The sequence below is a fragment of the Iodidimonas nitroreducens genome, assembly GCA_000710935.1.
GTDB lineage: Bacteria > Pseudomonadota > Alphaproteobacteria > Sphingomonadales > Rhodothalassiaceae > Iodidimonas > Iodidimonas nitroreducens.
In genome coordinates this window covers 63,271-81,390 of record BAYV01000002.1, presented here as the reverse complement: position 1 = coordinate 81,390, position 18,120 = coordinate 63,271, and the positions used below count along the sequence as shown (strand labels likewise).

Sequence of the window (18,120 nt, the reverse complement as noted above, 5' to 3'; positions counted from 1 at the left end):
CTTCCTGGCCGCAATCAAACTCGCTTCAATCCGTATTTGGCTTAGATTTTATGAGTCTACGGCCTAGCTTTATGGTCCGCATCTGTTGTGATTGGACCAACCATTCCTGAAATCATGCCATGGAAATGAATTAAGATGGATCTTTATAGGGACTTGCAGGAACTTCAGAAAAAGACAATCGAACAAAAGCAATTTCTGGCTACGGAAGAAGCGGCGAAAACATCATTGGTTTTACCGTTTATACGCGCATTGGGTTATGACGTTTTCAATCCTTCTGAGGTCATTCCCGAATTTAATGCTGATGTGGGAATTAAAAAGGGTGAAAAGGTTGACTATGCTGTTTGTAAAGATGGAAAGGTAAATATCCTTATTGAATGCAAGCCGTCTTCTATGGAATTAAATGTCAGCCATGCCCATCAATTATTTAGGTACTTTTCAGTTACAGACGCAAGGCTTGCCATCTTAACGAACGGCATTAAATATCAATTTTATAGTGATATCGAAAACAGCAATAAAATGGATGATAACCCATTTTATATATTTGATTTATCTTTTGTTAGAAATTCCGATATCAAAATACTTGAAAATTTTACTAAGAAGCATTTTTCATTAGAAAATATAATTGAAAAAGCATCAGACCTTAGAGTTCAATCTTTAGTTATTGATTATCTTAAAAAAGAATTTTTATCCCCAAGCGATGATCTGATATCTTTCATTGCGAAAAATGTTCACAATGGCCGCATTACAGCGACGATTAAGGATAATTACTCAAAAATAGTGCCTAATTCAATAAGCGTCATCATACGTGATTTGGTAAATGAACGATTATCTACTGCTTTGAAATCATCCAGCAGCGATCAGGAAAGCTTGGATGAGGAGAAGATATTATCAAGCCAAAAGAATGATGACGATGGAATTGTAACGACCGAGGAAGAAATTTCAGGGTACAGAATTATTCAAGCTATTGCGGCTAAATACGTCTCTCCAAAAAGAATATATATGAGAGATAGTAAGTCATATGCAGCAATCTTATTTGATGATAACAACAGAAAACAAATTGCAAGGCTTCATTTTAACGGTAAAGCCGTAAAATACATCGGAACATTTAATGATAGAGAAGAAATAAAGCATCCTATACAAGATACTACAGAAATCTATGAATTAGAAGATTATATTATAAAAAGAATAAAAGAATTGGATACAAATAATTAATATACACGATTATTAATTGAAATATTTTCTTATCGATCATCCTCGCCGCTCTCTGGCCCATCCCTTTCGGGCCAGGTGAGGGTTTTGAGGACACCGCGCAGCGTTTGGATTTCCTGACTGGAAAATCCGGCATTTTGCATCAGGGTTTTCAGCGCCCGCATCTGGGTTGGTTTGCGCCCGGCGGAGCGGAAAAAGCCCCGGCTGGCGAGATCACGCTCAAGCTGATCATAAAGCCCTTGATATTCGGCCTTGGGCGCGGGCAGTCGCTCCATTTCAGGCCGAGCGACATCAGCCTGCGCATTGACCGCATCATTCACCTGCGCCTGATACCATTCATAGGCCGTGAGGATCACCGCCTGCGCCAGATTGAGGCTTGAGAATTGAGGGTTCACCGGCACGGTCAGGATGCGATCGGCCAGCGCCACCTCTTCATTATCAAGGCCGGATCGTTCCGGGCCAAACATCAGGCCGCTCTTCCCTTGTGTGCTGCGGATGGCCGCCACCGCCTCCACCGGGGTCACCACCGGCTTGAGCATATCGCGCGGGCGCACAGTGGTGGCATAAACATGGTGGAGATCGGCCACGGCCTGGGCCACATCATCATAAATCCGCGCCTCATCCAGCACTTGATCCGCCCCCGATGCCGCAGGGCCTGCTGCCGGATTGGGCCAGCCATCGCGCGGCGCCACAAGGCGCAGCTCGGTCAGCCCGAAATTGAGCATGGCCCGCGCCGCCTTGCCGATATTCTCGCCCAATTGCGGCCGCACAAGAATGACAATGGGGGCGATGACGATGGGTGCATGATCAATCATGGCCGATCCGTTCCCAATCGGTGGTGCCATCAGGGCGATCGAGCAAGCGGATGCCCGCCGCATCAAGCTGATCGCGCACCGCGTCGGCCCGGGCGAAATCCCGCGCCTGGCGTGCCGCGCGCCGCTCCACTATCAAGGCTTCCACCGCCTGTTGATCCAATCCGCCGGACCGTTCCGCCTTGAACCATACATCAGGCGCTTCCAACAACAGCCCCATGAATTGCGCCCCGGCCAGCAATTGATCGGCCGTTTCGGGTTTTGCCAAAGCTTCCAAGGCAGCAATGGCCTTGGGGCTGTTGAGATCATCCTCAAGGGCGGTGATCACCGTTTGCGGCAGGCTTTTGGCCGCCTCTACGCCACCGATCAGCCGATACCAGCGATCCAGCCGCCGCCTGTTTTCGGCAATACCATCTTTCGTGAAATCAAGGGGCTGGCGATAATGCGCTGACATTAATGTTAGCCGGATCGCCTCGCCCGGGAAATCCGCCAAAAGATCATGAACGGTATGAAAATTCCCCAGCGATTTCGACATCTTCTCGCCATTCGCCAACACATAGCCATTATGCACCCATGTGCGCACGAATGGATGGTCATGGGCACATTCGCTTTGGGCCATTTCATTTTCATGATGGGGAAAGATCAGATCCTGCCCGCCGCCATGAAGATCGATTTCGGTGCCCAGATGGGCTTTGATCATCGCCGAACATTCCAGATGCCAGCCCGGGCGCCCGCGCCCCCATGGGCTATCCCATCCCGGCTGATTGGGGCTGCTGGGTTTCCATAAAATGAAATCCGCAGGGTCTTTTTTATAGGGTGCCACCTCCACCCGGGCGCCGGCCACCATCTCATCGCGCGGGCGATGGCTAAGCTTGCCATAATCGGGCATGGCGGGCACATGAAACAAAACATGGCCCTCGGCGGCATAGGCCACCTGCTTTTCGATCAAAGCTTTGATCATGGCGATCATCGGCTCGATATGATCGGTGGCCAAAGGCTCGATATCGGGCGGCAGGATATTGAGCTGCGCCATATCTTCGCGATAGATCCGCGTATAGTGATCGGTGATATCCGCAATATCCCGGCCGCTTTCCTGTGCCCGGGCGATGATCTTGTCATCGATATCGGTGATATTGCGGGCATAGGTTACATGCGCGGCCCCATAAAGATGGCCCAGCAGGCGATAAAGCAGATCGAAAACCACCGGCGGGCGGGCATTGCCGATATGGGCATGATCATAAACCGTTGGCCCGCACACATACATGCGCACATTGGCCGCATCAATGGGCTTAAAGGTCTCTTTTCGCCCGCTCATGCTATTGGTCAGAACAAGGCTCACGCACCCTCCCCCCGCAATCGTTTTTGGGCAGACACAGCCCCGATCATCGGCAGAAGGGCGGCCATTTCAGGGCCATGATCCTTCGCCGTGAGGGCAAGGCGCAGAGGCAGGAACAAAGCCTTGCCCTTGCGGCCTGTGCTGTTTTTCAAGGCAGTAGTCCAGCTTTTCCAGCTTTCATCATCAAGGGCGGGAGGCAAAAGCTCCGCCGCTTCGGCCAGAAAGCTGCGATCCTCGGCGTCGATCAAGGGGGATAAGGGGCCGCGCACCACACGCACCCATTGCCGGATATCTTTCCAATGCACCAGATTGTTGCGTACGGCCTGCCAGAAATCTTCGCCCAAACCATCCAATTCGGGCCGCATGGCTACCCGATCAAATGGCAATTGATGCAAAATCCGGGCATTGATCTGATCCAGTTCATCCTCATCGAAAATCGCCGAGGACCGGGAAAAACGGCTGAAATCAAAGGCTGCAATCAAAGGCTCAAGACCGATGAAAGGCTCGATGGAATCGGCAGACCCAAGGCGGGCGATGAAGCTGTTGATGGCATCGGCTTCCAGCCCCATTTCATCGCGCAGGGCCCGGATCGAGCCGCTACCCGCGCGCTTGGAAAATTTGCCGCCGCCCTTGGCTTTCAGCAGGGGATAATGCGCAAAAAGGGGCGGCTTTTTTCCCAAAGCTTCAAAAATCTGGATCTGCTCACCGGAATTGGTGACATGATCTTCACCCCGCACCACATGGCTGATGGCAAAATCAATATCATCCACCGTTGAGGGCAGCATATATAAAAAGCTGCCATCAGCGCGGATCAACACCGGATCAGACAGGCTGGCGGGATCAATGGATTGCGGCCCGCGAATAAGATCATGCCATTCCACGCGTTTTGTGGTATCCAGCTTGAAGCGCCAATGGGGCTTTTTGCCCTCGGCCTCAAAACGGGCGCGATCCGCATCGCCCAGCAAAAGCGCCGCCCGATCATAAACCGGCGGCAGGCCCCGGCCCAATTGAAGCCTGCGCTTCAGCCCCAATTCCTCGGGCGTTTCATAGCAGGGATAAAGCCGCCCCATTTCCCGCAGCTTATCTGCGGCCGCCTGATATTGGCTCAATCGTTCGGATTGGCGGGCTTCATGGTCCCAATTCAACCCAAGCCAGCGCAAATCCTCGCGAATGGCATCGATATAAATCTGCTGGGATCGCTCGGCATCGGTATCATCGAAACGAAGCAGAAAATGGCCATTTTGCTGGCGCGCAAACAGCCAGTTGAGCAAAGCCGCCCGCACATTGCCAACATGCAAAAGCCCGGTGGGCGAAGGGGCAAAACGTACATTCACAGTCATTTGATGCGTGCCGATCTGAATCCGTTGGTGATGGGAAAGCGCCGATCACGGCCAAAGCTTTTCCGGGAAATCTTTACCCCCGGCGCCGCCTGTCGACGCTTATATTCTGCGATATAAAGCAATTGTTCGATCCGCGCCACCGTCTGTGGATCATGGCCACGGGCCACGATTTCAGACACCGGCATCGACCCTTCAACAAGGCACAGCAGAATATCATCGAGCACATCATAAGGCGGCAGGCTGTCTTCATCCTTTTGATCGGCGCGCAATTCCGCAGTCGGGGGTTTGCTGATCACCCGATCCGGCATCACCGCGCCATCCGGGCCCAAAGAATTGAGCGGATAATGCGCATTCCGCCAGCGTGACAGGGCAAAAACCGTGGTTTTATAAATATCCTTCAAAACCGAATAGCCGCCGCACATATCGCCATAAAGCGTGGCATAACCAACGCTGACTTCCGATTTATTGCCCGTGGTCAGCACCAGATCGCCAAATTTGTTCGACAGGGCCATCAGGATCATGCCCCGCAGCCGGGATTGGATATTTTCTTCGGTGTTATCAACCGCACGCCCTGCAAAAAGATCGGCCATCATCTGATCAAAGGCCAAAACCCCCGGCACAATCGACACCTCATCAAGTCGCACCCCCAGCATTTTGGCGCAGGCTGCGGCATCATCGAGGCTTTCCGCGCTGGTAAATCGCGAAGGCATCATCACCGTACGCACCCGATCCGGGCCAAGAGCATCAACGGCAATAGCGGCGGTGAGGGCGGAATCGATCCCCCCCGAAAGCCCGATCAAAACACCGGGAAAGCCGTTTTTTGCGATATAATCGCGCAAGCCCAAAACCATGGCCTGCCAGATGGCTTCGAGATCACTGAAGGCCGGTTTCACCACGCCCTTTTGGGCTCTCATTGTGCCTTCGCTGCCTTCGAAAACAAGCTGCTCTTCCTCCGTTTGAAACCCGGCAAGCTGCACCATGATCTCGGCATCTTCACCGGCACGGGGATTGAGCACAAAAGACGAGCCATCGAAAATAATCTCATCCTGCCCACCCATCTGATTGGCGAAAACCAGGGGCAATCCGGTTTCAAACACCCGTTCGCGGGCGACGCTGAGACGTTCAGGCAGCTTATTGGATTCAAAGGGCGATGCGGTGGGCACCAGCAGAATTTCCGCCCCCTGATCGGCAAGGCTGCGGGCGGTATCGGCAAACCACATATCTTCGCAGATCATCACACCCAAGCAATGCCCGCGCACCATCACCGGGGCCACAGCGCGGGCCGGGGTGAACAGGCGCTTTTCATCGAAAACACCATAATTGGGCAAGCAGCTTTTATAAACCCGATCCGTAATGCTGCCCCCATCCATGACGAGGGCGGCATTATAAAGCCCGCCATCCGCATCAATCCAGGGCGCGCCAACGATCAGCGCCGGGCCACCATCAGCGGTATCCTTCGCCAGTTCTTCGGCCGCCTGCATCGCCATGCGCTGGAAAAAAGGCTTTAAGATCAAATCCTCGGTGGGATAGCCCACAAGGCTCAATTCAGATGTCAGCACCAGATCGGCACCCATCCGTGCGGCACGGGCCCGGGCTTCGCGGATCAGGTCCACATTCCCGGCCATATCCCCCACGGTGGGATTGCCCTGCACCAATGCGATTTTAAATGAAACAGCGGTCATGGCCGCCTTTTAGCCTTCCCCTGCAAAAGCCACAAGTGATCTGATCACCAACGACCGATGATCTCGTCAATCATCCGGCCACATCTTTAAGCGCTTTTGGCAATCTGATCGCTTGCTAAAAGGGCTTTGCGCTCGTCTTTCAAAAGGGCCGCGATCTCGAATGCCATTTCAAGGCTTTGATCGGCATTGAGCCGGGGATCGCAATGGGTATGATAGCGCGATTTCAGCTTATCTTCGGTGATGGCCATGGCCCCGCCGGTGCATTCGGTCACATTCTGCCCGGTCAGTTCCAGATGGATGCCCCCGGCATAGGTGCCTTCGGCCCGGTGAATGGCAAAAAAGCGCCGCACTTCCAGCATCAACTGATCAAAAGCACGGGTTTTAAGGCCCACCGAGCTTTTCACCGTATTGCCATGCATGGGATCACAGCTCCACACCACATGGCGGCCATCGCGCTTCACCGCCCGCACCAAAGCCGGCAGATGCTTTTCGATCTTATCGGCCCCAAAGCGGCAGATCAGGGTCAACCGCCCCGGCTCATCCATGGGATTGAGAAGCTCGATCAGCTTCAAAAGTTCAAGCGGCTGCATGCTGGGGCCAACCTTCACCGCGATGGGATTATCGATGCCGCGCAGAAATTCCAGATGCGCCCCTTCAAGATCGCGGGTGCGATCCCCGCACCACAGCATATGGGCCGAGCTATCGATCCACGGCCCGCCCCCTTCTTCGGGACGGGTGAGAGCCTGCTCAAAGCCCAAAAGCAGGCATTCATGGCTGGTAAAAAATTCCGTGCCCCGCAATTCATGGGCCGTGCCTTCGCCCACCCCGCAGGCGCGCATGAAATCAAGGGATTGGCCAATGCGATCCGCCAGATCCTGAAACCGCGCTGCAGCCGGTGAATTGGCCACGAAATCCAGATTCCAGCGATGCACCTTATGCAGATCGGCATAGCCGCCATTGGCATAGGCCCGCAGCAGATTAAGGGTTGCCGCCGATTGATTATAAGCCTTGATCAGCCGTTCGGGATCGGGCTGCCGGGATTGGGGATCAAAACTGATGCCATTGACATTATCCCCCCGATAGCTGGGCAGTTCCTCATCACCCTGCTTTTCCGTATCGCTGGACCGGGGTTTGCCAAACTGGCCAGCCATGCGGCCCACCTTCACCACCGGGCAGGCGGCGGCAAAGGTCAGCACCACCGCCATCTGCAATAACACGCGAAAGGTATCGCGAATGGTATGGGGATGAAATTCCGCAAAGCTTTCCGCGCAATCGCCACCCTGCAACAAAAAAGCCTGACCTTCGGCCACCCGGCCCAATTGCTGCTTTAAAGCCTGAACCTCGCCTCCGAAAACCAGCGGCGGCACACGCGAAAGGCTATCTTCAACGGCCAGAAGCTTATCCTGATCGGGATAAGTGGGCTGTTGCGCGGCCGGATAGGCTCTCCAGCTATCGGGGGTCCAACGCGCATTCATCTTTCAAAAACTCCAACAAAAACTGACATATCATTCTATGATTTCGGCGGGGCCGCACCATAATCATTTAAATCCGGTGGGTCCACCCAAACTGCACGCCGATCAGAAGCTTTCTGCTCCAAAAGGGGCGATCAGCCGCGCCGATTGCGCATCAGCACCAGTTCTTCCGCGCTTGTGGGATGAATGGCCACGGTTTGATCGAGCGCGGATTTGGTCAGCCCCAATTTCATGGCCACCGCAAATCCTTGAATGATTTCAGGCGCATCCGGGCCGATCATATGAATGCCCACCACATGATCGGTTTTGCAATCAACGATAACCTTGGCATAGGCTCTGTCGGCTCGATTGGCCAATGTATGTTTCATGGGCCGGAAATCGGATTCATAAACATCCACATCCCCCAGCTTATCAAGGGCCTGATCTTCGGTCATCCCCACCGAGCCGATGGGGGGATGGGAAAACACCGCCGAAGCCACATTATGATGATCGGGCGCTGTAGGCGTTTTGTTAAAGCGTGTCAGGGCAAAGGCATGGCCTTCCTTGATCGCCACCGGCGTCAGGGCGATCCGATCGGTCACATCCCCCACCGCCCAGATAGTGTCGATATTGGTGCGGGAATAATCATCCACCCGCACTGCGCCATTGGTATCAAGCTGCACCCCTGCCCGATCAAGGCCCAGCCCTTCGGTATTGGGGCGGCGGCCAATGGCATACATCAGTTCATCGCTTTCCAGTTCATCGCCATTATCAAGGCTCAATAAAAGGCGGGATTCACTGGTTTTGGGATCGGCTTTTCTGATCGCGGCCACATCGGTTTGGCACAGAATATTGATCCCTTTATCAATCAGGGCCTGTTGCAGCCTTTTGCGGATGTCCTCGTCAAAACCGCGCAAAATACGCTCACGCCGATAGATCAGGGTGACATCAGAGCCAAGACCATTGAAAATCCCGGCAAATTCAACCGCGATATAGCCGCCGCCAACGATCACGATCTTTTTCGGCAGGGTTTTGAGATGGAAAGCCTCGTTCGAGGTGATGGCAAGCTCCACCCCCGGGGTGCGAGGCAGGTTCACCGCGCCACCGGTGGCGATCAAAATGGTATCGGCGCTGACCACGCGATCCCCCATGCGGATATGATGGGCATCTTCGAGCACCGCGCGGCTTTGGAAAATTTCAACATTATGGCTGCGCAGGGTGTTTTTATAGGCCCCATTAAGCCGGTCGATTTCCGCATCCTTGGCGGCGATAAAGCGCTGCCAATCAAAGCCCGGGGTGACCTGATCCCAGCCATAGCCTATGGCATCTTCAAAATCTTCATGATAATGGGCGGCATAGGTCATCAGCTTTTTGGGGACACAGCCGCGAATGACACAGGTGCCCCCCACCCGATATTCTTCGGCTATCGCCACTTTCGCCCCAAAAGACGCCGCCATGCGGCTGGCCCGCACGCCGCCCGATCCGGCCCCGATAACGAAAAGATCATAATCATAATCCGATGTGGTCATAAAGCGTCCTTTGATCTTGTCCCTGAAGCCGTCGTCAGCCCATTCATGTCATGGGCAGGTCAGCTCACCATATGCAGATAATAACGATGACGATCATATTGGGTGATCACATCCGTGATCAATTGATCCTGCGAATAAGAGATCACATCATAGGGATCGCCCCCTTCGCTTTGATACACCTCGGCGCGATAAAAGCGATGCACTTTATCCGGCTTTGCTTTCAATTCCGACATCGCAAAGCCCGGCACCTCATAGCTGCGCAGATATATGGCATAATCAAAAGGATAAGAGCCATCCGCCCCATTCGTAGCGATCAGACGGACGATATTTTTCTGTTCTTCCACCCGTGCTTCCATCCCCCGCGATTTAAGCTCTCGCATTACTTCGAGCAAGGCCGGACGGGCAATATCGGCAAGGAATTTTTCCGCCTGTTCCCGCTTGGGAAATTGCAGGATGCTGCGCAGGCGCTGCTTCCATGAAACGCCAAAGCTTTCCATCGGCAAAGATGAGGCCACACGATGGCTGACCTTGCGCGCCCGCTCATCCCGCAGTGCCTGATAAAGCCCCCAGCAAATGGCCAGAATGACCAGAGTAAACGGCAAAGCGCTGATCAAAGATGCCGCCTGCAAAGCCGCAAGACCGCCCGCCAAAAGCAGGATCGCCGCCACCACCCCCTCGGTGACAGCCCAGAAAACCCGCTGCCAGACCGGCGGTTCACGATCCCCGCCAGAGGTGATGATATCAATCACCAAAGACCCGGAATCCGATGAGGTGATGAAAAAGGTGATGGCAAGCCCCGTGCCTAGAAATGAGGCAATAGCCGAAAGGGGCAAGGCTTCCAAAAACTGGAACAAAGCCACAGGCATATCATCAACGACCATCTGCCCCAGCGATACCACCCCTTCCATATCGAAAAGAATGGCCGAATTGCCAAAAACCGTCATCCATAAAAATGTAAAGCCCGAGGGCACCAGCAGCACAGAGACCACAAATTCGCGGATGGTGCGCCCGCGCGAAATGCGGGCGATGAACATGCCCACAAAGGGCGACCAGGCAATCCACCAGGCCCAATAAAATAAAGTCCAGTCGCTGATCCAATCATTGGGCTCATAAGCATAAAGCGAAAATGTGCGGCTCACAAAGCTGCTGAAATACCCACCCAGATTCTGCACGAAGGCCTGGAGCAAAAACAGGGTTGGGCCAGCCAGAAGAACAAACAATAAAAGGCACACAGCCAAAATCATATTGATTTCGCTCAGGCGCTTGATCCCGGCATCCAGGCCCGCCACCACCGAGATTGTAGCGGCAGCGGTAATCGAAATGATCAACAGCATATGAACCAGATCATTATCCGGCAGACCAAATAAATGATTGAGCCCGGCATTGACCTGCATCACCCCCACACCCAAGGATGTGGCAACCCCAAAAAGCGTGCTGACCACCGCCATGATATCAACGGCATGACCAATCGGCCCATAGATGCGTTCACCCAAAAGGGGGTAAAGGCTCGACCGGATCGTCAGCGGCAGACCTTTGCGATAGCCGAAATAAGCCAAGGACAAGCCCACCACGGCATAGATCGCCCAGGCATGAAGCCCCCAATGGAAAAAGGTGATGCTCATCGCCTCGCGCGCGGCATCGGCGGTGCCCCCCTCGATGGTGGGCGGGGCAAAATAATGGGAAATCGGTTCGGCCACCCCGAAAAACATCAGCCCGATCCCCATGCCCGCCGAAAACAGCATGGCAATCCATGAGAGATAGGAAAAATCAGGGCGCGAAGCATCCGGCCCGAGGCGGACCTCGCCAAAGGAGCTCATCGCCAGACCGATGATGAACACGAGGAAAATCGCCACCGATAAAACATAAAGCCAGCCAAAACGGGCCACCACACCCGATTGCAGGCTCCCAAAAAGGGCACCGGCATCACGGCTGAAAAAAGCCGCCGCTAGAACGGAAGAAAAAATCAGAAAAGCCGATATGAAAAAAACCGGTTTATTAACCGACTCAAACAGTTTCCAGTTCCAGAAAGCCACGAAATCCCCTCTCGGATGCACTTGAAGATAGGCTTATGTACGCCATAAACCCTGCTGGGCGCAAATCGGGCCTGGTCAGGGGCTTCAAACAGGGCTTTATGTTGCTTAAAAATACCTGAAAAGCGGCACGCCTGCCCCCCAATATTAGGCTTTAGCGCGATCATCCTTGGTGCCTGATCAACCGATGGCGGTTTTAACTTCGCCTTTTTCTTTCGCGCCATGGGCCGCAAAGATCGCCCGCAGCATATCCAGCATGCTGAGCCGATCAATGGGCTTTGAGATATAATCATCCATGCCATTGGCCAGCAATCGCGCGCGATCTTCTTCAAAAGCATCAGCGGTGATGGCGATCACCGGCAAAGGGGGGGCGCCCGCCTGCTTTTCCAAACGGCGAATTTCGGCAACGGCCTCCACCCCATTCATCACCGGCATATTGACATCCATCAAAACCAGATCAAAGGGCATGGCCTTCAATTTTTCCAGAGCGATAGCACCATTTTCTGCAAAATCAAGGGCATAGCCCTGACCACGCAACATTTCGCGGATCACGATCTGATTGGTGGGATTATCTTCCGCGATCAAAATCCGCTTTTTATCGCTTTCGCCTGCATCCCCTTCAAACAAGCCCGTTTCCGGTGCCTGTTGCGAGCGAGCAGATTCTGTTGGTCCCGCTTGGGCACGCGGTTGAGGCGCGCTTTCAGCAGCATCATCGGGCTGATTGGCATCTGAAATGAGGGGAATGGCAAACCAAAAGCGTGTGCCCTTACCCGGTTCGCTTTCATAGCCGATCTGCCCATCCATCAAATCCACCAGCTTTTTGCAGATGGATAAGCCAAGGCCGGTGCCACCATATTTGCGCGTGGCACCGCTTTCCAATTGGGTAAAAGGCTCGAACAAATCCTTGCCATGGCCTGCGGGAATCCCAATGCCATTGTCTTTGACCGAAAAAACGATGGCCGACCGGCCCAAAATCTCATCATCGGTTTCGGCGCGCAGGTAGATCGCTCCGGTCGAGGAGAATTTGATGGCATTAGAGAGCAGATTCGACAGAATCTGTCGCACCCGGCCCCCGTCACACACGATCAGCGCCCTTTGCAAAGACGGGGCAAGTTGGGCTTTCAATGCCAACCCTTTTTCCTCAGCCTTGGGCCGCCATAAATCCTCGACACCTTCCATCAAGCCCGACACCAAAACTGGATCGGCGCGCATATCCAGCCTGCCCGCCTCGATTTTCGACATATCCAGAATATCATTCAAAATGACCAGCAGCATTTCCGATGAGGTCATGATGGTTTCGATCAGACGGATCTGTTCAGGAGATTGCGCGGTTCTTTGCAAAACCTGCGCCATCCCCATAATGCCGTTCAGGGGCGTGCGCACTTCATGGCTGGTCATGGCCAGAATATTCGATTTGGTTTGATTGGCACGTTCCAATTCCGCCTGTACCACCAAAAGACCCCGGCTGCGATCCTCGGCTTCCTTCCGCGATTTTGACATCGCCCTGAGCAGAATGGTCAGCCCCAGAATGATCGTGAGCAGCATCAGCGCCCCGGAAAGAGCGATATTGCGCCAGATCGATTCTCTTTGCACTTGCAGTTCATTGATTTCCTGATCGCGCTTTAACAGGGCAATCTGCTGTTCCTTCCGCTCCAGATCCATCTGGGCTTCCAGAACCTTGCCAAGCTGTTCCACTTCAGTGCTTCTGATCTCATCATGGAATTTGCGGCTTTGCTTTAAATGGAAAAGGGCGGATTCAAATTGTCCTTTTTCTTCGAATAAATCGGCCAAAAACCCGTGCAGATCGCGCATCCGGCTGGGCTCATCATTCTTTTGCGCCTGCACCAATCCTTTTTCCGCTTCGGCAAAAGCCGCATCGATATTGCCTGCCTGATGCTCGATCTGTGCCATGAAAAACGCGATATTGCTCAGCAAACTACCGATGCCCAAATCTTCGGCCATCGCCCGGCTTTGGACGAAAAAGGCCCGCGCCTGATCCATATCGCCAAGATAAAAAGACGCCTCCGCCAGATTTTCTAAATGATAGACATCGATCAACGGATTATCGAGACGCACGACAATCGGCTTCACATCATCCAAAAGCACAAGGGCGCGTTCGGGATCACCATTTTCCAAATAGGCATAGGCCATATTGATCATGATCCGGGCGCGCATGAAATCATCATCGGCTTCTTCAGCGCGGCTCAGGGCCATCTGATAATTGGAAAGGGCATTATCGATCTGCCCGATTTCATGATAGATGCCCGCCCCTGAAGCATGGGCATTCGCCATGCCAAGGCTATCTTCAAGATCGCGAAAAACCGCCCAGGCGGTATAAAACTGGCTTAAAGCGCTGGCCATATCGCCCAGATATTCACTGGCCCGGGCGCTGGCGATCAAAAGCTGCGCCTGCAAAGGCGATGGCCGCTCCAGATCGGATGCCATGAAAATTTCATGCGCCGTGCGGGCCGCCTTTAAGGCCTCTTCATTCATCCCAAGCCGGCTTTGCGCCAAAGATTGAATGACCAGAAAATGCACCGCATCCCCCTCAGGCAAGGCATCAAGCGGCTGCTCACCCAAGGCATCCTGCACAATCTGCAAGGCTTTTTTCGGCTCTCGGTTCACCAAAGCCATGCCTTCGGCGATGACTTTTTTCAGATCCGGCCTGCTATCAACGATCTCATCCCCGCCATAGCTGGGAATTGGCCGCACAAGCGGTTCATCCACGCTCTTGTTTTGGGCGCGCACTTGATGCATGCCCAATAAAAGACACGCCATCACGCAGAGCAGCACAAAGATGCTGCCCCGCATCATGGAGCGCCTAAAAAGCGACAGCTGAACTCGATCCATCCGATATGTCTCTGGTAACTTCATTTCGCGAATGAAACAATGAATAGCAGACCAGTGTAAACAAAATGCAAATATTAAGATGAGCACAGTTTTTATGCCTAAAACATCCTTTCAGGTGGATAAGATTATTTTTGATCTTGATGGAACGCTGGTTGATAGCGCCCCTGATCTGTGCGCCGCCATGAACCATGTGCTCGCAACTTTAGATCGCCCCAGCCTCCCCTTGGCCGATGTTCGCTCTATGGTGGGTTTGGGGGCCCGCGCTTTGATCGGGCAGGGCCTGAAAGCCACCGGCGGCATCCCTGATGGATTTATGATCGACCAACCGCTCGATCTGTTCATCCGCCATTATCGGGCCAATATCGCCCGCCACAGCCAGCCTTATGCCGGTGCCCATGATGTTTTGCGCCTGTTAAAAGAGCGGGGCTTTGCTTTGGGTCTGTGTACCAACAAGCCGCAGGATCTGGCCCTGTCCCTTCTCGATGCTTTATCGATGCGATCTTATTTTACCTCTATCACCGGCGGCGATGCCCTGCCCTTTGCCAAACCCCATCCCATGCATCTTGATCATGTGCGCCAAAGCCTGCCCGGGCGAGGGGCTGCCGTGATGATCGGCGACAGCATCACCGATGCCAAAGCCGCACGGGCGAGCCAAATGGATGTCATCCTCGTTTCTTTTGGCTATAGTCCCGAACCGGTTGAAAGCCTTGGGGCGGATCTCATCATTTCTGATCTGAGAGCCTTGCCCGGCTTGATTGTAAAAGAGAACCACCGATGAAAAATGACAGACTGACCGAGCAAAGCCCGCTGATCCTGCCCGCCCAGCTTGCGGTTTCATCGGGGCTTTTATTCCTTTATCTGCTGGGGCAGATCACCGGTATTGCGGCGCTCATCATCGGTCTTACGATGATCGGGCTTTTATATGGGATCGAGCGCAGCCATCGCCAATTGGTTCGCCGCTTGAGCGATACGGTCAAGCTGGCCCGGGCGCCCCGGCGCAATCTGGCGCCTTTGCGGGCCAAAATCGCCGAAGGGATCGATGCGCCGCTTTTATTGATCGATCCCGGCCGCAAGGTGCTCGATGCCAATCGCCCCGCCCGATCCTTATTTGGCGAGCGATTGATCGGCCGTGAAATCAGCCTCCATATGCGCCATCCCGATATTCTCGATGCCCTGGCAAAAGTCATGAAAGGGGCGACAACGATCCGTCTTGACGTGACCTTAACAACCCCGGTGGAACGCAATTTTACAGTCAGTGTTTCGCGGGTGGAAAATAGCCGCCCTCCCCAATCCAATCTGATCCATGATGAAGCCGAGCCCGACTATTATGTGGTTATCTCGATGCATGATACCACCCAGATGAAAGCCGCTGAACGGATGCGCGCCGATTTCGTGGCCAATGCCAGCCATGAATTGCGCACGCCCCTGTCATCGCTGATCGGCTTTATCGAAACCATGCGCGGCCCGGCAAAGGATGATCTGGCGGCTCAGGAGCGTTTTTTAGGGATCATGCACGAAGAATCCCAAAGAATGGTCCGCCTGATCGATGATCTGTTGTCTTTATCGCGGATCGAATTGGATAAGCATGTGCAGCCGCAAACCAGCGCCGATTGTCTGCCGATTCTGAAAAATGTGGTGGATAGCCTCGAACCCGGTGCCGCGAAACGATCCATGCGCCTGCTGATCAAGGCCAAAGACCCCTTGCCACCGGTGCGCGGCGATCGCGACCAGATCCATCAGATGCTGCAAAATCTTGTCTCGAATGCCATGAAATATGCTTATGAAGGGACCGACATCACCCTTCATGCCCAGAGGGTGGAGCGGATGCCCGAAGGCGGCAAAGCCGGTCTTGCCATCACTATCAACGATCAGGGGGCCGGCATTGCCCCCGAACATATCCCCCGGCTGACCGAACGTTTTTATCGGGTGGATGCTGCCCGCTCGCGCAAGCTTGGCGGCACCGGCTTAGGGCTCGCCATCGTAAAGCATATCGTCACCCGCCATCGGGGCTATCTGCATATTGAAAGCACCTTAGGCGTGGGCACCAGCGTCACCGTTACCCTGCCTTTGGCGACTGCAGATGAAAACGCCCCTCACCCGCATCCTCATCTTCAGGCCGAGGCCGATCCTGCCATGCTGCTTTCAGGATCAAGAGAATAGCCAGCCGACCGAACGGTGCGGATGATATCGGCACTATCATTGATATTGAGGGCTTTGCGCAGGCGGCGGATATGCACATCAACGGTGCGCAATTCCACATAAACATCATGCCCCCACACGGCATCAAGAAGCTGCTCGCGCGAGAAAACCCGACCGGGATTTTCAAGGAAATGCCGCAGCATCCTGAATTCTGTGGGGCCAAGATGGATTTGCGTGCCATCCCGCACAACTTTATGGGTGGTGCTGTCAAGGGAAATGCCTGCATGAGTCAGGATCTTGCCCGACAAGCCCGGGCGCACCCGACGCAAAACAGCATTGATGCGGGCAATCAGTTCACGCGGGCTGAAAGGCTTGGTGATATAATCATCGGCACCGATCTCAAGCCCGCGCACGCGATCCCCTTCTTCGGTGCGGGCAGTGAGCATGATGATCGGAATATTGGCGGTATCGCCATTGCGGCGCAATCGGCGGCAAATCTCGATCCCCGAAAGATTAGGCAGCATCCAATCGAGCAGGATCAGGTCCGGCGGCTGCTCCATCGCCATCATCAGGCCTTCTTCGCCATCCGCAGACAAAGCGATTTCAAAACCTTCGCGTTCCAGATTATAGCGCACCAATTCGGTGAGATTGATATCGTCTTCGACCAGAAGAATACGCGGTTTCATGATCCATTATCCGATTCTGTGTTGTCTGACGGATCGGCAAAAGCGGTTTCATCCCGCTTCACCCGATTATCTTTCATTGATCGACCCTCGATCATATAATAAGCGACTTCGGCGATATTCGTTGCCTGATCGCCCACACGCTCGATATTTTTGGCAATGAAAATAAGATGGGTGCATGCCGTGATCAATTCTGGCTTTTCCATCATATAGGTCAGCAATTCGCGAAACAGGCTATCATATAAAAGATCAATTCGCTCGTCGCGCGCCCACACATCGATGGCCAGGGCACTATCGCGCTGGATATAGGCATCCATCACATCGGAAATCATGCGCTGGGCCTGCTTTGCCATTTCGGGGATGATGCTAATCTGGCGCATGGGCAGAACATTCACCAGAACCGTGGTTCTTTTGGCGATATTCTTGGCATAATCACCAATTCGTTCCAAGGCGCCAGACAGCCTGATGGCCGCCACCAGTTCGCGCAGATCATCAGCCAAAGGCGCGCGGCGGGCGATGATTTCAATCGCCCTTTCTTCTGCCAGATGCTCCAGCCTGTCGATCCGCTCATCATCTGCGATGGATTTTTGCGCCAGAATCATATCCCGGGCCACCAAAGCAGTTACGGCATTATGGAGCTGGGCTTCGGCCAATCCCGCCATTTCGCTCAAGGTGGCGCGGAGTTGATCAAGCTCTTCATCATAGGACTTATTCGTATGAATATCACGCATCCGCTCACCTCCGCCCTGTTCCGGGATCGGCTCTCATCGCTCTCTTGTTTAAGAAGAATGCGTTACAAAACTATGACGCTGCGGGTTTTATATCTCCCATGGGCCTGTAGAAAAAATGCCCCGGAAAAATCCATGATCAAAATAATTCACCTAAAATTTTACGGTTTATAAACGAACTTGTGAGAATCATGTTGTTGTCAGCTAACGACCTGACTGGCATTATTTAGAAACAATGCATCGGAACTGGGGCCTTTAAAATACGTTTTGATGAATTTCTGGTGATCTCGAATTCTGATGAACCCAAGTTTCTGACGAGCCCAAGTTTCTA

13 protein-coding genes are annotated in these 18,120 nt (G+C 53.5%); 3 read left to right on the top strand and 10 right to left on the bottom strand.

Features of this window, described 5'->3' with window-relative positions:
- The first annotated feature begins 135 nt into the window (after window positions 1-135).
- Window positions 136-1,212: a type I restriction endonuclease gene (locus AQ1_RS00675; protein WP_042082879.1), complete on the top strand. Its 1,077-nt coding sequence runs from the start codon at window positions 136-138 to the stop codon at window positions 1,210-1,212.
- 29 nt (window positions 1,213-1,241) lie between these two features.
- Here AQ1_RS00675 and AQ1_RS00670 read toward each other — a convergent pair whose 3' ends face one another.
- The 8 genes from AQ1_RS00670 to AQ1_RS14285 form a co-directional block, all read right to left on the bottom strand.
- On the bottom strand, window positions 1,242-2,024 hold the full coding sequence (locus AQ1_RS00670; RefSeq protein WP_042082876.1) for an RNA methyltransferase: 783 nt from the start codon (window positions 2,022-2,024) through the stop codon (window positions 1,242-1,244).
- Window positions 2,017-3,360 (bottom strand): cysteine--tRNA ligase, encoded by a 1,344-nt coding sequence (cysS, locus tag AQ1_RS00665; RefSeq protein ID WP_042082874.1) that lies wholly within the window; start codon window positions 3,358-3,360, stop codon window positions 2,017-2,019. The genes AQ1_RS00670 and cysS overlap by 8 nt, the downstream gene beginning before the upstream one ends.
- Window positions 3,357-4,697 carry a glutamate--tRNA ligase gene (gene gltX, locus AQ1_RS00660; protein WP_042082872.1) on the bottom strand — a complete coding sequence of 447 codons (1,341 nt, stop codon included), beginning with the start codon at window positions 4,695-4,697 and terminating at the stop codon, window positions 3,357-3,359. Before gltX ends, cysS begins: the two co-directional genes overlap by 4 nt.
- Entirely contained in the window at window positions 4,694-6,379 is a 1,686-nt protein-coding gene (locus tag AQ1_RS00655) for an NAD+ synthase (protein ID WP_042082869.1), read from the bottom strand. The genes gltX and AQ1_RS00655 overlap by 4 nt, the downstream gene beginning before the upstream one ends.
- 86 nt (window positions 6,380-6,465) lie before the next feature.
- Window positions 6,466-7,854, bottom strand: a complete 1,389-nt coding sequence (locus tag AQ1_RS00650) for a class II 3-deoxy-7-phosphoheptulonate synthase (RefSeq protein WP_042082867.1) — start codon at window positions 7,852-7,854, stop codon at window positions 6,466-6,468.
- 131 nt (window positions 7,855-7,985) lie between these two features.
- Window positions 7,986-9,359 (bottom strand): glutathione-disulfide reductase, encoded by a 1,374-nt coding sequence (gene gor, locus AQ1_RS00645; RefSeq protein WP_042082865.1) that lies wholly within the window; start codon window positions 9,357-9,359, stop codon window positions 7,986-7,988.
- Between the two features lie 59 nt (window positions 9,360-9,418).
- Window positions 9,419-11,392, bottom strand: a complete 1,974-nt coding sequence (locus AQ1_RS00640; protein WP_042082862.1) for a BCCT family transporter — start codon at window positions 11,390-11,392, stop codon at window positions 9,419-9,421.
- 177 nt (window positions 11,393-11,569) lie between these two features.
- Window positions 11,570-14,203, bottom strand: a complete 2,634-nt coding sequence (locus AQ1_RS14285; RefSeq protein ID WP_161760345.1) for a tetratricopeptide repeat-containing hybrid sensor histidine kinase/response regulator — start codon at window positions 14,201-14,203, stop codon at window positions 11,570-11,572.
- A gap of 115 nt (window positions 14,204-14,318) precedes the next feature.
- Between AQ1_RS14285 and AQ1_RS00630 the strand changes: the two genes are divergently transcribed.
- Both AQ1_RS00630 and AQ1_RS00625 read left to right on the top strand, forming a co-directional pair.
- Window positions 14,319-15,017 carry an HAD-IA family hydrolase gene (locus AQ1_RS00630; protein WP_081836955.1) on the top strand — a complete coding sequence of 233 codons (699 nt, stop codon included), beginning with the start codon at window positions 14,319-14,321 and terminating at the stop codon, window positions 15,015-15,017.
- Complete coding sequence (locus AQ1_RS00625; RefSeq protein ID WP_052370645.1) at window positions 15,014-16,399, top strand: sensor histidine kinase; 1,386 nt, start codon at window positions 15,014-15,016, stop codon at window positions 16,397-16,399. The genes AQ1_RS00630 and AQ1_RS00625 overlap by 4 nt, the downstream gene beginning before the upstream one ends.
- Here AQ1_RS00625 and phoB read toward each other — a convergent pair.
- Window positions 16,351-17,064, bottom strand: a complete 714-nt coding sequence (gene phoB, locus AQ1_RS00620; RefSeq protein WP_313981779.1) for a phosphate regulon transcriptional regulator PhoB — start codon at window positions 17,062-17,064, stop codon at window positions 16,351-16,353. The genes AQ1_RS00625 and phoB overlap by 49 nt on opposite strands.
- On the bottom strand, window positions 17,061-17,792 hold the full coding sequence (gene phoU / locus AQ1_RS00615; RefSeq protein WP_042082853.1) for a phosphate signaling complex protein PhoU: 732 nt from the start codon (window positions 17,790-17,792) through the stop codon (window positions 17,061-17,063). Before phoU ends, phoB begins: the two co-directional genes overlap by 4 nt.
- Window positions 17,793-18,120 lie beyond the last annotated feature (328 nt).

Excerpts from the sequence above, each read along its gene's own strand:
- AQ1_RS00675 (WP_042082879.1), top strand. The coding sequence starts at position 136 with ATGGATCTTTATAGGGACTTGCAGGAACTTCAGAAAAAGACAATCGAA.
- AQ1_RS00670 (WP_042082876.1), bottom strand. The coding sequence starts at position 2,024 with ATGATTGATCATGCACCCATCGTCATCGCCCCCATTGTCATTCTTGTG.
- gltX (WP_042082872.1), bottom strand. The coding sequence starts at position 4,697 with ATGACTGTGAATGTACGTTTTGCCCCTTCGCCCACCGGGCTTTTGCAT.
- AQ1_RS00655 (WP_042082869.1), bottom strand. The coding sequence starts at position 6,379 with ATGACCGCTGTTTCATTTAAAATCGCATTGGTGCAGGGCAATCCCACC.
- AQ1_RS00650 (WP_042082867.1), bottom strand. The coding sequence starts at position 7,854 with ATGAATGCGCGTTGGACCCCCGATAGCTGGAGAGCCTATCCGGCCGCG.
- gor (WP_042082865.1), bottom strand. The coding sequence starts at position 9,359 with ATGACCACATCGGATTATGATTATGATCTTTTCGTTATCGGGGCCGGA.
- AQ1_RS14285 (WP_161760345.1), bottom strand. The coding sequence starts at position 14,203 with ATGATGCGGGGCAGCATCTTTGTGCTGCTCTGCGTGATGGCGTGTCTT.
- AQ1_RS00630 (WP_081836955.1), top strand. The coding sequence starts at position 14,319 with ATGAGCACAGTTTTTATGCCTAAAACATCCTTTCAGGTGGATAAGATT.
- AQ1_RS00625 (WP_052370645.1), top strand. The coding sequence starts at position 15,014 with ATGAAAAATGACAGACTGACCGAGCAAAGCCCGCTGATCCTGCCCGCC.
- phoB (WP_313981779.1), bottom strand. The coding sequence starts at position 17,064 with ATGAAACCGCGTATTCTTCTGGTCGAAGACGATATCAATCTCACCGAA.
- phoU (WP_042082853.1), bottom strand. The coding sequence starts at position 17,792 with ATGCGTGATATTCATACGAATAAGTCCTATGATGAAGAGCTTGATCAA.